This window comes from Agrobacterium sp. 22-226-1 (assembly GCF_053522345.1).
Genome location: NZ_JBNWCP010000001.1, coordinates 297,842 through 313,206, shown reverse-complemented (window position 1 = coordinate 313,206; position 15,365 = coordinate 297,842). Strand labels below are relative to the sequence as shown.

17 protein-coding genes are annotated in these 15,365 nt (G+C 60.4%); 11 read left to right on the top strand and 6 right to left on the bottom strand.

What is annotated here, in order from left to right:
- The first annotated feature begins 139 nt into the window (after positions 1 to 139).
- Genes rpmH through yihA form a run of 4 tightly spaced genes read left to right on the top strand, consistent with a single transcriptional unit; the run spans position 140 to position 3,149 of the window.
- Positions 140 to 277, top strand: coding sequence for a 50S ribosomal protein L34 (rpmH, locus tag ACQZ5K_RS01570; protein ID WP_003493611.1), 138 nt, complete (start codon positions 140 to 142; stop codon positions 275 to 277).
- A 36-nt stretch (positions 278 to 313) separates the two neighbouring features.
- Positions 314 to 697, top strand: coding sequence for a ribonuclease P protein component (gene rnpA, locus ACQZ5K_RS01565; RefSeq protein ID WP_003520031.1), 384 nt, complete (start codon positions 314 to 316; stop codon positions 695 to 697).
- Positions 697 to 2,499 carry a membrane protein insertase YidC gene (yidC, locus tag ACQZ5K_RS01560; protein ID WP_448739469.1) on the top strand — a complete coding sequence of 601 codons (1,803 nt, stop codon included), beginning with the start codon at positions 697 to 699 and terminating at the stop codon, positions 2,497 to 2,499. Before rnpA ends, yidC begins: the two co-directional genes overlap by 1 nt.
- The gene (yihA, locus tag ACQZ5K_RS01555; protein ID WP_035263945.1) at positions 2,496 to 3,149 is read left to right on the top strand and encodes a ribosome biogenesis GTP-binding protein YihA/YsxC; all 654 of its coding nucleotides are present in this window, start codon (positions 2,496 to 2,498) and stop codon (positions 3,147 to 3,149) included. The genes yidC and yihA overlap by 4 nt, the downstream gene beginning before the upstream one ends.
- A 12-nt stretch (positions 3,150 to 3,161) precedes the next feature.
- On the opposite strand, the gene ACQZ5K_RS01550 is transcribed toward yihA, so the two are convergent.
- The gene (locus ACQZ5K_RS01550) at positions 3,162 to 3,539 is read right to left on the bottom strand and encodes a hypothetical protein (protein WP_269828265.1); all 378 of its coding nucleotides are present in this window, start codon (positions 3,537 to 3,539) and stop codon (positions 3,162 to 3,164) included.
- A 271-nt stretch (positions 3,540 to 3,810) separates the two neighbouring features.
- Here ACQZ5K_RS01550 and argB point away from each other — a divergent pair, with 271 nt between their 5' ends.
- Positions 3,811 to 4,695 carry an acetylglutamate kinase gene (gene argB / locus ACQZ5K_RS01545; RefSeq protein WP_003503698.1) on the top strand — a complete coding sequence of 295 codons (885 nt, stop codon included), beginning with the start codon at positions 3,811 to 3,813 and terminating at the stop codon, positions 4,693 to 4,695.
- Positions 4,696 to 4,742: 47 nt separating this feature from the next.
- Here the strand turns inward: argB and ACQZ5K_RS01540 are convergent, their stop codons facing one another.
- Positions 4,743 to 5,660, bottom strand: a complete 918-nt coding sequence (locus ACQZ5K_RS01540) for an EamA family transporter (RefSeq protein ID WP_448739616.1) — start codon at positions 5,658 to 5,660, stop codon at positions 4,743 to 4,745.
- A gap of 106 nt (positions 5,661 to 5,766) precedes the next feature.
- Here ACQZ5K_RS01540 and ACQZ5K_RS01535 point away from each other — a divergent pair, with 106 nt between their 5' ends.
- Positions 5,767 to 6,480: a pyrimidine 5'-nucleotidase gene (locus tag ACQZ5K_RS01535; RefSeq protein WP_448739468.1), complete on the top strand. Its 714-nt coding sequence runs from the start codon at positions 5,767 to 5,769 to the stop codon at positions 6,478 to 6,480.
- A 100-nt stretch (positions 6,481 to 6,580) separates the two neighbouring features.
- On the top strand, positions 6,581 to 7,198 hold the full coding sequence (locus tag ACQZ5K_RS01530) for an EF-hand domain-containing protein (protein ID WP_448739467.1): 618 nt from the start codon (positions 6,581 to 6,583) through the stop codon (positions 7,196 to 7,198).
- Positions 7,199 to 7,239: 41 nt separating this feature from the next.
- Here the strand turns inward: ACQZ5K_RS01530 and ACQZ5K_RS01525 are convergent, their stop codons facing one another.
- Together ACQZ5K_RS01525 and ACQZ5K_RS01520 are read right to left on the bottom strand one after the other, a co-directional pair.
- The gene (locus ACQZ5K_RS01525) at positions 7,240 to 7,497 is read right to left on the bottom strand and encodes a BQ00720 family protein (RefSeq protein WP_448739466.1); all 258 of its coding nucleotides are present in this window, start codon (positions 7,495 to 7,497) and stop codon (positions 7,240 to 7,242) included.
- Between the two features lie 56 nt (positions 7,498 to 7,553).
- Positions 7,554 to 7,979 (bottom strand): Hsp20 family protein, encoded by a 426-nt coding sequence (locus tag ACQZ5K_RS01520; RefSeq protein ID WP_080791469.1) that lies wholly within the window; start codon positions 7,977 to 7,979, stop codon positions 7,554 to 7,556.
- A gap of 206 nt (positions 7,980 to 8,185) precedes the next feature.
- On the opposite strand from ACQZ5K_RS01520, the gene ACQZ5K_RS01515 reads away from it, so the two are divergent.
- Entirely contained in the window at positions 8,186 to 9,130 is a 945-nt protein-coding gene (locus ACQZ5K_RS01515; protein WP_448739465.1) for a nucleoside hydrolase, read from the top strand.
- Between the two features lie 70 nt (positions 9,131 to 9,200).
- Here the strand turns inward: ACQZ5K_RS01515 and ACQZ5K_RS01510 are convergent, their stop codons facing one another.
- Both ACQZ5K_RS01510 and ACQZ5K_RS01505 read right to left on the bottom strand, forming a co-directional pair.
- Positions 9,201 to 11,534, bottom strand: coding sequence for a methyl-accepting chemotaxis protein (locus tag ACQZ5K_RS01510; RefSeq protein WP_448739464.1), 2,334 nt, complete (start codon positions 11,532 to 11,534; stop codon positions 9,201 to 9,203).
- Between the two features lie 166 nt (positions 11,535 to 11,700).
- On the bottom strand, positions 11,701 to 12,567 hold the full coding sequence (locus tag ACQZ5K_RS01505; RefSeq protein ID WP_031234344.1) for an LOG family protein: 867 nt from the start codon (positions 12,565 to 12,567) through the stop codon (positions 11,701 to 11,703).
- Positions 12,568 to 12,705: 138 nt separating this feature from the next.
- On the opposite strand from ACQZ5K_RS01505, the gene dapD reads away from it, so the two are divergent.
- The 3 genes from dapD to ACQZ5K_RS01490 are packed head-to-tail and all read left to right on the top strand — an operon-like array spanning position 12,706 to position 15,352.
- Complete coding sequence (gene dapD, locus ACQZ5K_RS01500; protein WP_059759385.1) at positions 12,706 to 13,560, top strand: 2,3,4,5-tetrahydropyridine-2,6-dicarboxylate N-succinyltransferase; 855 nt, start codon at positions 12,706 to 12,708, stop codon at positions 13,558 to 13,560.
- Between the two features lie 15 nt (positions 13,561 to 13,575).
- Positions 13,576 to 14,772 (top strand): succinyl-diaminopimelate desuccinylase, encoded by a 1,197-nt coding sequence (gene dapE / locus ACQZ5K_RS01495; protein WP_448739463.1) that lies wholly within the window; start codon positions 13,576 to 13,578, stop codon positions 14,770 to 14,772.
- Positions 14,756 to 15,352, top strand: coding sequence for a hypothetical protein (locus ACQZ5K_RS01490; protein WP_003520047.1), 597 nt, complete (start codon positions 14,756 to 14,758; stop codon positions 15,350 to 15,352). Before dapE ends, ACQZ5K_RS01490 begins: the two co-directional genes overlap by 17 nt.
- Positions 15,353 to 15,365 lie beyond the last annotated feature (13 nt).

The following is a 15,365-nucleotide window of genomic DNA, read 5'->3' as shown; positions in this document are numbered from 1 at the left end:
TGCTCGGCCTATGCCCTTATAAGCCGCGCACGCTCGGCCATTGAAAGCTCGCCCAGGCGGGGTTAGCCGTGCAAAAAACGAAACGCTCTTGCAAATTATTGCAAATTCAAGAAGGGCCGCACACCGCGGTATTAAATAAATGTCGAAGCGTACTTACCAACCGTCCAAGCTTGTCCGCAAGCGTCGCCATGGCTTCCGCGCCCGTATGGCTACCGCCGGCGGCCGCAAGGTTCTCGCAGCCCGCCGTGCGCGCGGCCGCGCTCGTCTTTCGGCTTAATTGCCGCCTCTGTGACCCGGTGAAAGTCGCGGGCACATGAGTAAGACAGGAAAACTGCCCGGCCGGCTTAAAAACCGGTCGGATTTCCTTGCCGTTCAGGCAGGAGAAAAACGGCGGGGAGGCACCTTTCTTCTGGAAGTGCTTGACCGGAAAGCCCCGGAAACCGAGCCTCGCGTCGGTTTTACCGTAACGAAAAGACAAGGCAACGCGGTCGAGCGAAATCGCATGCGCCGCCGTCTCAAGGAAGCCGTCAGGCTTTCTGCCGGATTCGCAATGAAGCCCGGTCATGACTATGTGATTGTCGCCCGCAGGGACGTGCTCGATACGGCCTTCCCGAAACTTCAGTCTCTCCTTAACGAGCGAATTGAAGGAACGGCGAAACCGAAACGGTCCCAGGAGACCCGCTCCAGGAAAGAATGATGGAAAAGAACCGTAATTACTTCATCGCGATAGCCCTTTCGGTTGTCATCGTCCTCGCCTGGCAATTCCTTTACATGAATCCGCGTATCGAGCAGCAGCGCCGCGCCGAAGAGGCCCGCCAGGCGCAGCAGCAGACGACGCAGCAACAGCAGCCGGCGCCGGGCGCCGCACCAGGCGCTGCCGTTGAAGGCGCACCGCCCGCTTCCTCACCGCAGACTGCCGCCACGGCGACCCGCGAAGAGTCGATTGCGAGAACCCAGCGCGTCGCCATCGAGACCAACGCCATCGCCGGCTCGATCAACCTTACCGGCGCCCGCTTCGATGACATCCGGCTCAAGGACTACCATGAGACCGTCGATGACTCGAGCCCGATCATCACGCTGTTCTCGCCCTCCGACACCAAGGACGGCTACTTCACCGAACTCGGTTACGTTGCGGCACAGGAAGTCGGCGGCGCTCCCGGCCCGACCACCGTTTGGACGCTGGCAAGCGGCGACAAGCTGACGGAAACCACCCCGGTCACCCTCACCTACACCAATTCCAAGGGCGTGATTTTCTCCCGCACGGTTTCGATCGACGAGCACTACATGATCTCGGTCGCCGACAAGGTGGAGAACCCCGGACAGGCGGCGATCTCCTTCGCCACCTATGGCCGCGTGACGCGCAACAACAAGCCCGCAGTTCCTCCGGTCTTCGTCATCCATGAAGGCTTTCTCGGCGTTTCGGGCAAAGACGGCAGCCTGACGGAAGAAAAGTACAAGGACGTCGAAGAAGCACCGGTAACGGTTGCCAAGGCGACCGGCGGCTGGCTCGGCATCACCGACAAATATTGGGCCGCGGCCATCGTTCCCCCCCAGACGACGCCGTTCGAAACCCGTTATTCGCACATTACCGGCAATCAGCCGAGCTATCAGGCCGATTTCAAGAGCGACCCGCTGACGGTCGAGCCCGGCCAGTCGATCGAGCTGAAGAGCCTCGTTTTCGCTGGCGCCAAGGAAGTGCCGCTGGTCGACCGTTACGAGACGACCTACGCCATTCCGAAGTTCGACCTTCTGATCGACTGGGGCTGGTTCTACTTCATCACCAAGCCGATGTTCAAACTGATGGATTTCTTCTTCCGTTATTTTGGCAATTTCGGCGTGGCGATCCTGCTCACCACCATCGTCGTCAAGGCGCTCTTCTTCCCGCTCGCCAGCAAGCAATATGCTTCCATGGCGAACATGAAGCGCGTGCAGCCGAAGATGGAAGAGCTGAAGGCCAAGCATGGCGATGACCGCATGGCCATGCAGCAGGCGATGATGCAGCTCTACAAGGAAGAGAAGATCAATCCTGTTGCCGGCTGCTGGCCGATGCTTTTGCAGATCCCGGTCTTCTTTGCGCTCTACAAGGTCATCTACGTCACCATCGAAATGCGGCATGCGCCGTTCTTCGGCTGGATTCACGACCTTTCCGCGCCGGATCCGACGTCGCTGTTCAACCTCTTCGGCCTTCTGCCCTATGATGTGCCGCACTTCCTGATGATCGGTGTCTGGCCGCTTGTCATGGGCATCACCATGTTCCTCCAGATGCGCATGAACCCGACGCCGCCCGATCCGACGCAGGCGATGATCTTCAACTGGATGCCGCTGATCTTCACCTTCATGCTGGCCTCCTTCCCGGCCGGTCTGGTCATCTACTGGGCATGGAACAATACGCTCTCCATCACCCAGCAGGCTGTCATCATGAAGCGCCAGGGCGCCAAGATCGAGCTGTTCGATAACATCAAGGGGCTGTTCAAGCGAAAGCCGGTGCAATCGAAATGAGTGAGACCGGCACGGCAACCGAAAAGCCCCTGTTCGGGCGACCCTGGATTTTCATTCGCGGCGTTCCCGCAATGAAATTCCTGCCGCCCGAAGGCCCGCCGGAGATTGCCTTCGCCGGTCGTTCGAATGTCGGCAAGTCCTCGCTCATCAATGCGCTGGTGGGCCACAAGGGGCTTGCCCGCACGTCCAATACGCCCGGACGCACGCAGGAACTGAACTATTTCGTTCCGGATGGTTATTCCGGCGAAGCGGGCGATCTGCCGCCGATGGCGCTGGTCGACATGCCCGGTTACGGTTATGCGCAGGCCCCCAAGGATCAGGTCGACGCCTGGACGAAGCTCGTCTTCGATTATCTGCGCGGCCGTGCGACGCTGAAGCGCGTTTACGTGCTGATCGATTCTCGCCACGGCGTGAAAAAGAACGACGAGGAGGTTCTGACCCTGCTCGACAAGGCGGCCGTTTCCTACCAGATCGTGCTGACGAAGACGGACAAGATCAAGGATGCCGGCGTTCCGCGGCTGATCGGCGAAACGCTGGAGAAAATCCGCAAGCGTCCCGCCGCCTATCCGGAAGTTCTCGCCACATCCTCGGAAAAATCATTCGGGCTGGATAGCCTGCGGGCCGAGATCGTCAGAACGATCTCTCTTTGAGAGGCACGCCTCTCAGGCGATGGTGAAAAGCAGAACGGCGGTCCAGAGCGTCGCCGTCAACGCCAGAAGACGCCAGAAGCGCACGGAATGCCAGACCTCCGAAAGCATGGCTGCGAACATGCTGCCACCCCGTAGCGGCTGGCCCCTGAATGGCAGGCCGGAGCGGCCTGGGTCCCGTTCCAGCAGCGCGGCGACGGTCGCGTTTTCGCGATATTCGGTTTCCGCCAGATTGTCCCGCCAGCGCCTGACCATGGCCGCGAACTGGCGGTCGCGTTTGACGCGTTTGGCAAGCTCCGCCATGCTTTCCGGCGGCAGGGCACCCAGCACATATTCGCCCGCAAGGACTTCATCCCGCAAACCGCTTTGCTTGTCTCGATCGGGTGCCGTCATGTGGTCTCTCGCTCCTCGGTCGTTCAGGTCAGCATCGCTCCCGCGGCGCGCGACATCCCATGTCGCCCTGAATTAACCCCTCCCCTTTCCCCTGCAAGGCTGGTCCCATTGGGCCTTTATGTCAATCTCATTACGGGGCCGGGACAGCCAAAAAAAAGAAATTTGACCGCTGCCGACACAATAAGGCCAGGAGGTTATTTCATCCGTCAAAGACTTGCTTTAGAGCGGTGACAGGCTTTCAACGGCCGCAACCACAGACCGAGGTTTTTAGATGACGTCTTCCGAAAGCGAAACTCAGGCGCGGCTGCTCGCACAGGCTCTGCCTTTCATGCAGAAATACGAGAACAAGACCATCGTGGTGAAATATGGCGGCCACGCCATGGGGGATTCCACGCTCGGCAAGGCTTTCGCGGAAGACATCGCCCTGTTGAAACAATCGGGCATTAACCCCATTGTCGTACATGGCGGCGGCCCGCAGATCGGCGCGATGCTGACCAAGATGGGCATCGAATCGAAATTCGAGGGCGGCCTGCGCGTCACCGACGCCAAGACGGTCGAGATCGTCGAAATGGTTCTGGCCGGCTCGATCAACAAGGAAATCGTCGCCCTCATCAACCAGACGGGCGAATGGGCGATCGGCCTGTGCGGCAAGGACGGAAACATGGTCTTCGCCGAAAAGGCGAAAAAGACCGTTATCGATCCCGACAGCAATATCGAACGTGTCCTCGATCTCGGTTTCGTCGGCGAAGTCACCGAAGTCGACCGCACGCTGCTCGACCTGCTCGCCAAGTCGGAAATGATCCCGGTCATCGCCCCGGTCGCGCCTGGCCGCGATGGTGCCACCTACAATATCAACGCCGATACCTTCGCCGGCGCGATTGCGGGTGCGCTTCACGCCTCGCGTCTGCTGTTTCTCACCGACGTTCCCGGCGTTCTCGACAAGAACAAGGAACTCATCAAGGAACTCACCGTCTCGCAGGCGCGTGCGCTCATCAAGGACGGCACGATTTCCGGCGGCATGATCCCGAAGGTCGAGACCTGCATCGACGCCATCAAGGCTGGCGTTCAGGGCGTGGTGATCCTGAACGGCAAGACGCCCCACTCCGTCCTTCTGGAAATCTTCACGGAAGGCGCCGGCACGCTCATCGTGCCCTGATGTGCTTCAGGTGGCGGACGGGCAAGCCTGTCCGCCACGACAGGCATTCAGCCGAATGCCAGCAGCGACAGCACGCCCACGACAATCAGCAGGCAGCCGGAGAGTTCGAGCCGGTTGATCTTCTCCTTGAAGAAAAGCACGGTCGAGGCGAAGGCGAAGAGCATCTCTACCTGCGCCAATGCCTTCACCACGGCGGCCTGCTGCAGGGTCATCGCCGTGAACCAGCCGAATGAGGCCGTGGCGCCCACGAAACCGACCGCAAGCGACGGTTTCCACACCCTTGCGATGCGCCGCAACTCTTCCCGCTCGCGCCAGACGATCCACAGGAACATCGAAACCGTCTGCATGACGATGACGACAACGAGGGTAAAGCCCGCCTGTATCATCGCGTCCGGAGCGGGAAGGCTCGGCGCAAGCGCAAGCGACGCCGATCGATAGGCGACCGATGACAGGCCGAAGAAAGCGCCCGAGGCAAGGCCGATACCCGCTGTCCGGCTAAAGATAGACGTGAAGAAGGAAGCGGGCGTGACTTCCGTGCGTGCCACCGAAATCAGCATGACGCCGGCGACCGAGATGGCGATGGCCGCCAATGTGCCGCCATTGACGCTTTCCCCGATGAAAATAAGCGCGAACAGCGCTGCCTGCGCCGGTTCTGTGCGGGAATAGGCCGTTCCAACCGCGAAGTTGCGGAACGAGAACAGGTGCACCAGCAGGAAGGTGGCGGCGATCTGCGCCATGGCGCCGACCGTCGCCCACACGGCAAAGGACGTGTTGGGCACCGGCAGAGGGCGGCCGAGCCCGAAATGCAGGAAAGCAAGATAAGCGAGAGCGAAAGGCATGCCGAACACGAAGCGCACGAAGGTCGCGCCCGTGGTGCCCATCATGCCCTTGAGGTGCTTTTGCAGGGTCGAGCGCAGGTTCTGCAAGAACGCGCTTGCGAAAGTGATGCCTATCCAGAGTTCCATGGCCTTGGCGGTATCATGCACCGGAGGCCGCAGCCAAGCCCGATTTTCTGATCAATCGTCGTCTTTTCGATTTTCTTCGGCCTTCGAAACGGGCATAAAGCAGGCCATGGACACAAAGCCGAAAAACCTGCCCGAAGCCGCCGATTTCGACCATGTGAGCGAATGGGTCTTCGATCTCGACAACACGCTCTATCCGCATCACATCAATCTGTTTTCGCAGATCGACCGTAACATGACGGCCTATGTGGCGGAGCTTCTGAAGCTCGATCCCGACGAAGCCAGGGCGCTGCAGAAACGCTATTATCACGACCACGGCACGACGCTTCAGGGGCTGATGATCCATTACGGCATCAGCCCGGACGAGTTTCTGGAACGCGCCCATGCCATCGATTATTCGGCGCTGAAGCCGCATCCGGAACTCGGCGAGGCAATCAAGGCTTTGCCGGGCCGCAAATTCATCCTTACCAATGGCAGCGTCAAACATGCGCAGGCGGCCGCCGGTGCGCTCGGCATTCTCGATCATTTCGAGGATATTTTCGATATCGTCGCCGCGGGCTATCTGCCGAAACCGGCCAGCGCGACCTATGAGAAGTTCGCGGCGCTTGCGAAACTCGACACGCAAAAAGCTGCCATGTTCGAGGATTTGCCGTGCAATCTCGCGGCGCCCAAGGCGCTCGGCATGAAGACCGTTCTGCTCGTCCCCGCCAATCTCGAGGGCATCATCATGGAACGCTGGGAAATCCCCGCCGTCACCGATGCGCATATCGACTACATCACCGACGACCTGACCGGTTTCCTGACGAAAACCATCGCAGGCTGAGCAGCGAACATTACCGAAGCTTCATCCACCTTACGGATGTTTAAGTGGTGAGGCGTGCTGGACGTCACTATCTTCTCTTCAGGGACACCAAAGAAAGGTAATGACGATGACCACACGAAAAATCGCCCTGTCTGCTCTTGGCGCAGCCCTTTTGATCGGCACGGCCGCGACGGCAAGCTTTGCCGCCCCACCCGCTCCGGGCAAGGGCCATGGCGAGCGCATGCCGATCCGCCAGGAAGCGGCCTTCGTTCACCTGCTGAAGGTGGCTGACAGCAACAAGGACGGCAAGATTTCCAAGGAGGAATTCGCCGCCCGTCAGGACGCGCTCTTCACCGAGATCGACAAGGACAAAGACGGCTCGATCACACCGAAGGAAATGCGTGAGTATCGCCAGGCGAAGATGGAAGCTTTCCGCGCCGCCAATCCGCGCCCCGAGCGTGAGGACGCCAAAGCCGAAGACGGCAAAGGCCCCGAGGGCAAGCGCGCCGAAAGACATGCCGAGCGCGAACATGGCGGCCGTTTCGGCCATCAGGGCTGGGGCAAGCATGGCGGCAAGGGCGCAGGTCTCGCGCTGATCCGCTGGGCCGATACCGACGAGAACGGTCAGGTCAGCAAGGCCGAATTCACCGCCGCCGGCGAAAAGATGTTCGAACGGCTGGACAAGAACAAGGACGGCGTCATCTCCATCGACGACATGCCGGACCGCCCGTTCCTTTAACCCGCTAAAGAAAAAGCCCGCTCAAAAGCGGGCTTTTTTCTTCAATGCAGGCTGACGGTCTGGAGATCGTCTTCGGCAGCCTTGAAAAACGTACTGGACCGGTTGTCCGTCAGGAGGATCGGCGTACCATCTGCACCGAACAGCGCCCAAAGGTCCAATTGCGGATCGAGATCGGGCGCTTCCGGGAAACAGCGGCTGACGTCTTCCGCGCGGATCTTGCGGATATATCCCACTTCTCCTTCGCCGATATGGGCGAGCTGGGATTGGGTGAGACGCGCATGCGCTTCTTTCAACACCATATTTCAGCCTCCTTCTTCACGCCGAGCGATTCGTGTCGGATTCCGGCGTTCACGTTCTACTCTGAGACGGAAATATTAATTTTCTTCACCACGTTTGAAATTTCCGGCCGGACCAGATCGATGGAAAGAAGGCCGTTGCGCAAGCGCGCTTCCCTGACCTGCATGCCATCGGCAAGCACGAAAACCCGCTGGAACTGGCGGGCCGCGATGCCGCGATAGAGAAAATCGCGTTTCTCCTGTTCCTGCTGGCGTCCGCGAATGACGAGTTGGTTGTCGGCCGTCGTCACATCCAGATCGTCCTGCGAAAAACCGGCAACCGCGATGGTGATGCGCAGGCGTTCCGGCACATCGTCACTGCCCGGCAGGCGCTCGATATTATAGGGAGGATAGCCGTCATTTGCCTTCGCCATGCGCTCCAGCGTCTTTTCCATGGCATCAAAACCCAGCAAAAGCGGGTGGGTGAATGGCGTCATGCGGCTCATGTCTCTTTTGTCCTTGCAACCAAGCGACGTTTCGCGGTCCCGCTTCCGGCAACCTCGCCGGTCAATCGCACCGGCCCCTGCAATATGGGAAGCACAACCGCAATACGCAAGACGCGGCGACGAGCAAAGGGGACACCGGGGAATGAGGCTTGACAAGTGAGCACCCGCCGCTCGAAAAAAGCGCTCATCTCAACGGCGGGCAAGACATGGCAGAACGCAGAAAAATCATTATCGACACCGATCCGGGCCAGGACGACGCGGCGGCAATCATGCTCGCCTTCGCAAGCCCGGAGGAAATCGACATTCTCGGATTGTGCGCCGTCGCCGGCAACGTTCCGCTGAAGCTCACCAGCCGCAACATCCGCATCATCAGCGAATTGTGCGGCCGCACCGATATTCCCGTCTATGAGGGCGCCGAGAAGCCGCTGGTGCGCAAGCCCATCACCGCCGAGCACGTTCACGGCAGCACCGGCCTCGACGGCCCGGTTCTCGATGAGCCTACCATGGAAGCGCAAAAGCAGCATGCGGTCGATTTCATCATCGAAACGCTGATGCGGGAACCCGCTGGCACCGTAACGCTCTGCACGCTCGGCGCGCTGACCAATGTGGCGCTGGCGCTCCTGAAGGCGCCGGAAATCGCCGACCGCGTCAAGGAGCTGGTGATGATGGGCGGCGGCTTCTTCGAGGGCGGCAACATCACGCCGGCGGCGGAATTCAACATCTATGTCGACCCGCAGGCCGCCGATATCGTGTTCCGCTCCGGCATGCCGATCGTCATGATGCCGCTCGACGTCACCCATCAGTTGCTGACGACCAAGGCTCGGGTCAGCCGCATTCGCGACATTGGCACGCGGCCGGCCATAGCCATGGCGGAAATGCTGGAATTCTTCGAGCGTTTCGACATCGAAAAATACGGCTCAGACGGCGGCCCGCTGCATGATCCGACCGTCATTGCCTATCTCGTCAAACCCGAACTGTTTCAGGGTCGCGAGTGCAACGTCGAAATCGAGGTCCATTCGGAACTCACCATGGGCATGACCGTGGTGGACTGGTGGAATGTTACCGAACGCCCCGCCAATGCCCGCGTGATGCGCAATGTGGATGCCAACGGTTTCTTCGAGTTGCTGACGGAACGTTTCGCCCGTCTCTGACGGAAGCGGAAATGAAAAAGGGCCGCTGGCGATGCCAGCGGCCCTTTTTATTTGAGGCTGAAATGGCGCGTCAGAATTCCGTCCAGTCATCCTGCGCCAAAGCGTTTGCACCGCTGGTTCTCGGGCGGGCGCGGGGCGCGGCCGGGCGGCCCGACGCCTGCGCCGGAGCGGCGGGTGCACGCATTGCCGCCGCCGTGGCGCGAAGTTGCTGGCTGGAATGGCTGCCGGAAACGGAGAAACCGGCAACGAGCGACTTCAGCGTTTCGGCCTCGCTGTTCAGCGTCACACTCGCAGCGGTAGTTTCTTCCACCATCGCCGCATTCTGCTGGGTCACCTGATCCATCTGGGTGACGGCGGAATTGATCTCCTTGAGGCCGACTGCCTGTTCGCTGGCGGAAGCGGAAATCTGCCGTATCAGCTGGTTGATCTGCAGAACCTGATCGGCGATCTTTTTCATCGTCTCACCGGCCTTGCCGACCAGCTGGACGCCCTCGCCCACCTGCATGGCCGAGGTGTTGATGAGACCCTTGATCTCCTTGGCGGCGGTGGCGGACCGCTGCGCCAGTTCGCGCACTTCCTGTGCGACGACGGCAAAGCCCTTGCCGGCATCACCGGCGCGGGCGGCTTCCACGCCCGCATTCAGCGCCAGAAGGTTGGTCTGGAAGGCGATCTCGTCGATAACCCCGATGATGCGGGAGATTTCGGCCGAGGATTGCGCGATGCCTTCCATGGAGTTTACGGCCTGCTGCACGACCTCACCCGACTTCCCCGCATCGTCGCAGGCATGGCTGACGGCTCCGGCCGCCTCTGCGGCGTTTTCCGCGCTGGAATTAACCTGCGCGGTCAGCTCATTGAGGGCGGCGGCGGTTTCTTCCAGGCTTGCGGCCTGCTGTTCCGTGCGGTGCGAAAGATCGCTGGCGGCGCGAGTGATCTCGCCCGTGCCGTTGCCGATGCTGACGACGGTTGCATTGACGGTGGAAACCGTTTCCTCGAGGCTCGCCAGCGCCGAGTTGAAGTCCTCGCGCAGCTTCGCATATTCGCCGGGGAACTCGTCCTCGATACGGTAGGTGAGATTGCCCTGCGAAAGCGCATTGAGGCCCGCACCCAGCACGCCGACAATGTGCTGCTGCATGCGGCTGTTTTCAGTACGCTCGGATTCCGAGCGCTGGCGCGCCGTTTCCGCGTGACCACGCTGGGCCTCGGCTTCGGCCTCCATCTCGCGGATGCCGGCAAGCTTTGCACGGAAACCTTCCAGCGCGGTAGCCACCGCACCCGTCTCATCCCGACGCTCCTGTCCGGAAACCGGCACATCGTAACGCCCGTCGCTCAGCGTCCTGACGTCGGAAACCAGCGAGGCAAGCGGATTGCGGACGAAATGGCGCACGGCGAAATAAAGCGCGGTGATGACGGCGGCGAGAATGACAATCGCGCCGATGATCATCATATAGGTCTGTTCCTGAACCGGTGCGTTCAGGGCCTGATGGGGAATATCCACCAGCACCACCCAGGTCGCGTTGAGACCTGGAACGGCGAAGGGATAGACCAGACGATTATAGGGCGCGTCCGTATCTAGGCCGAGATTTTCGATGAGGCCCTGCTTACCGGACGTGATCGCCGCCTGAACGGTGCTCGCACCGTCTCCATCATAGGCTTTCATGTTCTGCGCGGGTGTCGGCGGCACCAGCCACTGGCCGCCCTGCGAAACGAGCGTCACGCGGCCGGTCTCGAAAGGGTGCAGCGCCTGTAGCTTCTGCGACAGCGAGGCCAGCGAGATATCGACACCCGCCACGCCGATCATCTTGCCGTCCGACATGACTGGATAGGCAAGCGAGGTCATGGTTGTGGGTACTTCCGTGCCTTCCGCGAGATAGGGCTGGGTAATGGCGCCCTTGCCGGATTTGGAGGCAAGCGCATACCATTCCGCCGCGTAATCATTCTTGAAGGTCGAAAACTGGATGTCGCCCTTCTGGGTCTTCGACCAATAGGGCGCAAACGCGCCGTTTTCATTGGTGCCGAGATCGAGCCTGCCCGCAATCTCCTTGCTCTGCCCATCAAAAAGGCCGAGCTGCTCGCAGAACCAGCTTCCGAAAGCAAAGGCATTCTGCTCGACATTGGCCTTGAGGATATTGACGATGCCGGGGCGATCCATCGATTTCGCCTGATGCGCACGGCCGATGACACCGGCCATGGAGCGCGCGGCGCTGCCGAGTTCACCGACATCGGCGGCGATGACGTTGGCGATGGCGCGCGCTTCGGTATTGGCCTGATCCATGGTCAGCGCGTGCACGCGCTCACTCGTCTGGGAAATGAGGAAGGAATTCGATGCAACGAGAACCGTGGTGATAGCGCAGCCGGTTACGAGGATCAGCTTGGTCGCAAGCGACTTCACTTGGAAATTGAACATTTTGGCCTCGATCAAATCGCCCGCCCGAAAAGGCTGACGTCAACGGATGATAAATCTCCGTCATGGAGGCCCGTCCGCAGGGGACAGTGCGCTGCAGCGCGACGGGGCAAAATTAGAAGAAGATTGCTAATTAAGCCCTAAAATTACTTCGTCGCGCCAAGCATAATCAGTGTTCGTAGTGGGCCGAGATGATTTTCCATGCATCGTCGGCCGTTTCGGCGAAATGCAGAAGATTCATATCTTCAGGCGCGATGGTGCCGAAATCCGCCAGGAATTCGAAATTGATCACCGATCGCCAGAATTTCTCGCCGAACAGGATGAGCGGAATGGGCTCCATGCGCTTCGTCTGGATGAGCGTCAAGGCCTCGAACAATTCGTCCAGCGTGCCGAAACCGCCGGGAAAGATCACCACCGCCTTCGCCCGCATCAGGAAATGCATCTTGCGAATGGCGAAATAGTGGAAGTTGAAGCTCAGTTCCGGCGTCACATAGGGGTTCGGCGCCTGCTCGTGCGGCAGGACGATGTTGAGGCCGATGGACGGGCCGCCGGCATCGGCAGCGCCGCGATTGCCCGCTTCCATGACACCGGGACCGCCGCCGGTGACCACGACATATTCGAGGTGGTCGGATTTCGCGGCATAGTCGGTGCAAAGCCGCGCGAACTTGCGCGCCTCGTCATAATAGACCGAGGATTGCTCCAGATTGCGCTTCTGCGTCTCGTTGCGCGCCGCCCAGGCTTCGCCGCCGGGTTCCGGAATGCGGGCGCCGCCGAACATGACGACCGTGGATTTGATGCCGCGCTCGGTCAGCGCCATTTCCGTCTTCAGCAGTTCCAATTGAAGCCTGACGGGGCGCAATTCCTCTCGGCAGAGGAAATCCATGTCCACATAGGCGAGGCGATAGGACGGGGAATCCGACTGCGGTGTTTTTTGAACGACCTCGGCCTGCTGCTTGTCCACGGCACTACGCTTCAAGGGGTCCCATACCCCGTCCTTGCGCCGCAACTTGCCGTTTTTCAGTCGTGTCATTTCCATGCCTTTCGTCTGACGCGCCAAATCACCCAAATCACATTGACGCCTTTCCAACACTCCCTTAGATCAAATGACCAAAGCCTTCCAGCGGCGCGGGACCATCCGTGACCACGAACACCACGCGACTTTAAGGAATTTTCCATGAGCCTTACGGATCTCACCTCCCTCGAAACCATCATCGAAACCGCCTTCGACAACCGAGATGGTGTGAACGTATCGACGAAGGGCGAGGTTCGCGACGCCGTGGACACATCTCTTCAACTTCTCGATAGCGGCAAGGCACGCGTGGCCGAAAAGCAGGCTGACGGAAACTGGAAGGTGAACCAGTGGCTGAAAAAGGCCGTGCTTCTCTCCTTCCGTCTGAACGACATGGAGATCGTCACCGGCGGACCGGGCGAATCCACCTGGTGGGACAAGGTGCCGTCGAAGTTCGAAAACTGGGGTGAAAACCAGTTCCGCGCCGCCGGTTTCCGCGCCGTACCGAACGCCGTCGTGCGCCGCTCCGCCTATGTCGCCAAGAACGTGGTGCTGATGCCTTCCTTCGTCAATCTCGGCGCCTATGTCGATGAAGGCACGATGGTAGACACCTGGGCAACCGTCGGCTCCTGCGCGCAGATCGGCAAGAACGTGCACCTCTCCGGCGGTGTCGGCATCGGCGGCGTTCTGGAGCCCTTGCAGGCGGGCCCGACGATCATCGAGGATAATTGCTTCATCGGCGCCCGTTCGGAAGTCGTCGAAGGCTGCATCGTGCGTGAAGGCGCCGTTCTCGGCATGGGCGTCTTCATCGGCAAGTCCACCAAGATCGTCGACCGCGCCACCGGCGAGATCACCTATGGCGAAGTGCCGCCCTATTCCGTCGTGGTTGCCGGCACTATGCCGGGCAAGCCTTTCCCGAACGGCGAACCGGGCCCGAGCCTCTATTGCGCCGTCATCGTCAAGCGCGTCGATGAAAAGACCCGCTCCAAGACCGGCATCAATGAGCTTCTGCGCGACTGATATAAAGCGACTGCCATGACCACGACCGATCCCGTTGCCAATCTCGCCGCCCTCATCCGTTGCCCTTCGGTGACGCCTGCGGAAGGCGGCGCGCTTTCCCTGCTCGATACCCTGCTTTCGCCGCTTGGTTTCCAGGTGGACAGGATGGTGGCGAGCGAGGCGGGAACGCCTGACGTGGAGAACCTTTACGCCCGGCTCGGCACCGAGGGCCCGCATCTGATGTTTGCGGGCCATACGGATGTCGTTCCGGTGGGCGATGAGGCCGCATGGAGCCATCCGCCCTTTGCGGCCGAAATCGCAGGCGGCGAAATGTTCGGTCGCGGTGCGGTGGACATGAAGGGCGGCATCGCCTGTTTCGTTGCCGCCATTGCCCGCCATATCGAAAAACACGGCAAACCGCAGGGCTCCGTTTCTTTCCTGATTACAGGCGATGAGGAAGGCCCGTCGATCAACGGCACTTCCAAGCTGCTGGAATGGGCGGCCGCCAAGGGCGAGACATGGGATGCCTGCGTGGTGGGCGAGCCGACCAATCCCGACCAGCTTGGCGACATGATCAAGATCGGCCGCCGGGGATCGCTTTCCGGCCGCATCACGGTTCATGGCGTGCAGGGCCATGCCGCTTATCCGCATCTCGCCGACAACCCCATTCGCGGTTTGCTGCAACTGACCCATGCGCTGATGCATCCGCCCTTCGATCATGGCACCGACAATTTCCAGCCCTCCAATCTGGAAGTAACGACCATCGATACCGGCAATGCCGCCACCAATGTAATCCCGGCGCGGGCGACGGCCTCCTTCAACATCCGTTTCAACGATACGTGGACTGCAGAGAGCCTGCGCGCGGAAATCGTCCATCGCCTCGATGCCGCCGCAGCAGAAGGCGAGCTTCGCCCCGAGCGTGCGCCGGTGAAATACGATATTGTCTGGGCGGACCGCCCAGCCCATGTCTTTCTTACCCGGAACAATGCCCTCATTTCGTCGCTTTCCGGCGCGGTGGAAGCCGTGACGGGCAAGGAACCCAAGCTTTCGACCACCGGCGGCACCTCGGATGCGCGCTTCATCAAGGATTATTGCCCGGTGGTGGAATTCGGCCTCGTCGGGCAGACCATGCATATGGTCGATGAGCGTGTGGCGGTTGCCGATCTCGAGACGCTGACGCGCATTTACGAGACCTTTATCGAACGCTGGTTCGCCCATGCCGACGGCAAGTGAAATAAGGCTCTATCTGACGGGCCTGTGGCTTCTGCTGCTCGGCGACCATAATGGCGCACGTTATCTGGACCTCTCCGAGCGCGGTATGTGGCGATCCTTCTATTCCGCCCTCTGGTGCCTGCCCGCCATGCTGGTTTCATGGCTGTGGCTACGCGCCGCCTTCCTCGCCAGCTATCCGCCCGGCACCGGAACGGGCTTCATCTTCTTCTTCCGTCTGGCGATGGTCGAGGCCATCTGCTGGATCGTGCCGCTGCTGTTGATCGGCATGCTGCTGTTTGCCTTCGGCGCACGGGAAAAATTCGCGCCGCTCGTCACCACCATGAACTGGCTGTCGCTGCCGTTTTCCTACGCCTATGCGGTTCTGATCCTGATCGCATTCTTCCTGCCGCCCTTGCAGGGGCTGATCGCCATTCTCTGGCTGGCGCTGCTTCTGTCGCTGGTCTTCGCCTTCTCGCGAATTGTGCGGTTCTTCATCCGCGACCAGTCGCTGCTCGTCTCGGCCATCGTCATGACGCTGCTGGTGCCCGGCATGCTTCTGTCGGAAGCGCTGCAGCGTTTTCTCGGCGTTTATCCGGCCTGAGAACCGGCGTGGG

Bases quoted from the DNA above. Each gene is read 5' to 3' on its own strand.
- dapE (WP_448739463.1), top strand. From the start codon at position 13,576: ATGACCACGACCGATCCCGTTGCCAATCTCGCCGCCCTCATCCGTTGC.
- rpmH (WP_003493611.1), top strand. From the start codon at position 140: ATGTCGAAGCGTACTTACCAACCGTCCAAGCTTGTCCGCAAGCGTCGC.
- ACQZ5K_RS01520 (WP_080791469.1), bottom strand. From the start codon at position 7,979: ATGAGCCGCATGACGCCATTCACCCACCCGCTTTTGCTGGGTTTTGAT.
- ACQZ5K_RS01540 (WP_448739616.1), bottom strand. From the start codon at position 5,660: ATGGAACTCTGGATAGGCATCACTTTCGCAAGCGCGTTCTTGCAGAAC.
- ACQZ5K_RS01550 (WP_269828265.1), bottom strand. From the start codon at position 3,539: ATGACGGCACCCGATCGAGACAAGCAAAGCGGTTTGCGGGATGAAGTC.
- ACQZ5K_RS01510 (WP_448739464.1), bottom strand. From the start codon at position 11,534: ATGTTCAATTTCCAAGTGAAGTCGCTTGCGACCAAGCTGATCCTCGTA.
- ACQZ5K_RS01535 (WP_448739468.1), top strand. From the start codon at position 5,767: ATGGACACAAAGCCGAAAAACCTGCCCGAAGCCGCCGATTTCGACCAT.
- rnpA (WP_003520031.1), top strand. From the start codon at position 314: ATGAGTAAGACAGGAAAACTGCCCGGCCGGCTTAAAAACCGGTCGGAT.
- ACQZ5K_RS01515 (WP_448739465.1), top strand. From the start codon at position 8,186: ATGGCAGAACGCAGAAAAATCATTATCGACACCGATCCGGGCCAGGAC.
- yihA (WP_035263945.1), top strand. From the start codon at position 2,496: ATGAGTGAGACCGGCACGGCAACCGAAAAGCCCCTGTTCGGGCGACCC.
- ACQZ5K_RS01490 (WP_003520047.1), top strand. From the start codon at position 14,756: ATGCCGACGGCAAGTGAAATAAGGCTCTATCTGACGGGCCTGTGGCTT.
- ACQZ5K_RS01505 (WP_031234344.1), bottom strand. From the start codon at position 12,567: ATGGAAATGACACGACTGAAAAACGGCAAGTTGCGGCGCAAGGACGGG.
- ACQZ5K_RS01525 (WP_448739466.1), bottom strand. From the start codon at position 7,497: ATGGTGTTGAAAGAAGCGCATGCGCGTCTCACCCAATCCCAGCTCGCC.
- ACQZ5K_RS01530 (WP_448739467.1), top strand. From the start codon at position 6,581: ATGACGATGACCACACGAAAAATCGCCCTGTCTGCTCTTGGCGCAGCC.
- dapD (WP_059759385.1), top strand. From the start codon at position 12,706: ATGAGCCTTACGGATCTCACCTCCCTCGAAACCATCATCGAAACCGCC.
- argB (WP_003503698.1), top strand. From the start codon at position 3,811: ATGACGTCTTCCGAAAGCGAAACTCAGGCGCGGCTGCTCGCACAGGCT.
- yidC (WP_448739469.1), top strand. From the start codon at position 697: ATGGAAAAGAACCGTAATTACTTCATCGCGATAGCCCTTTCGGTTGTC.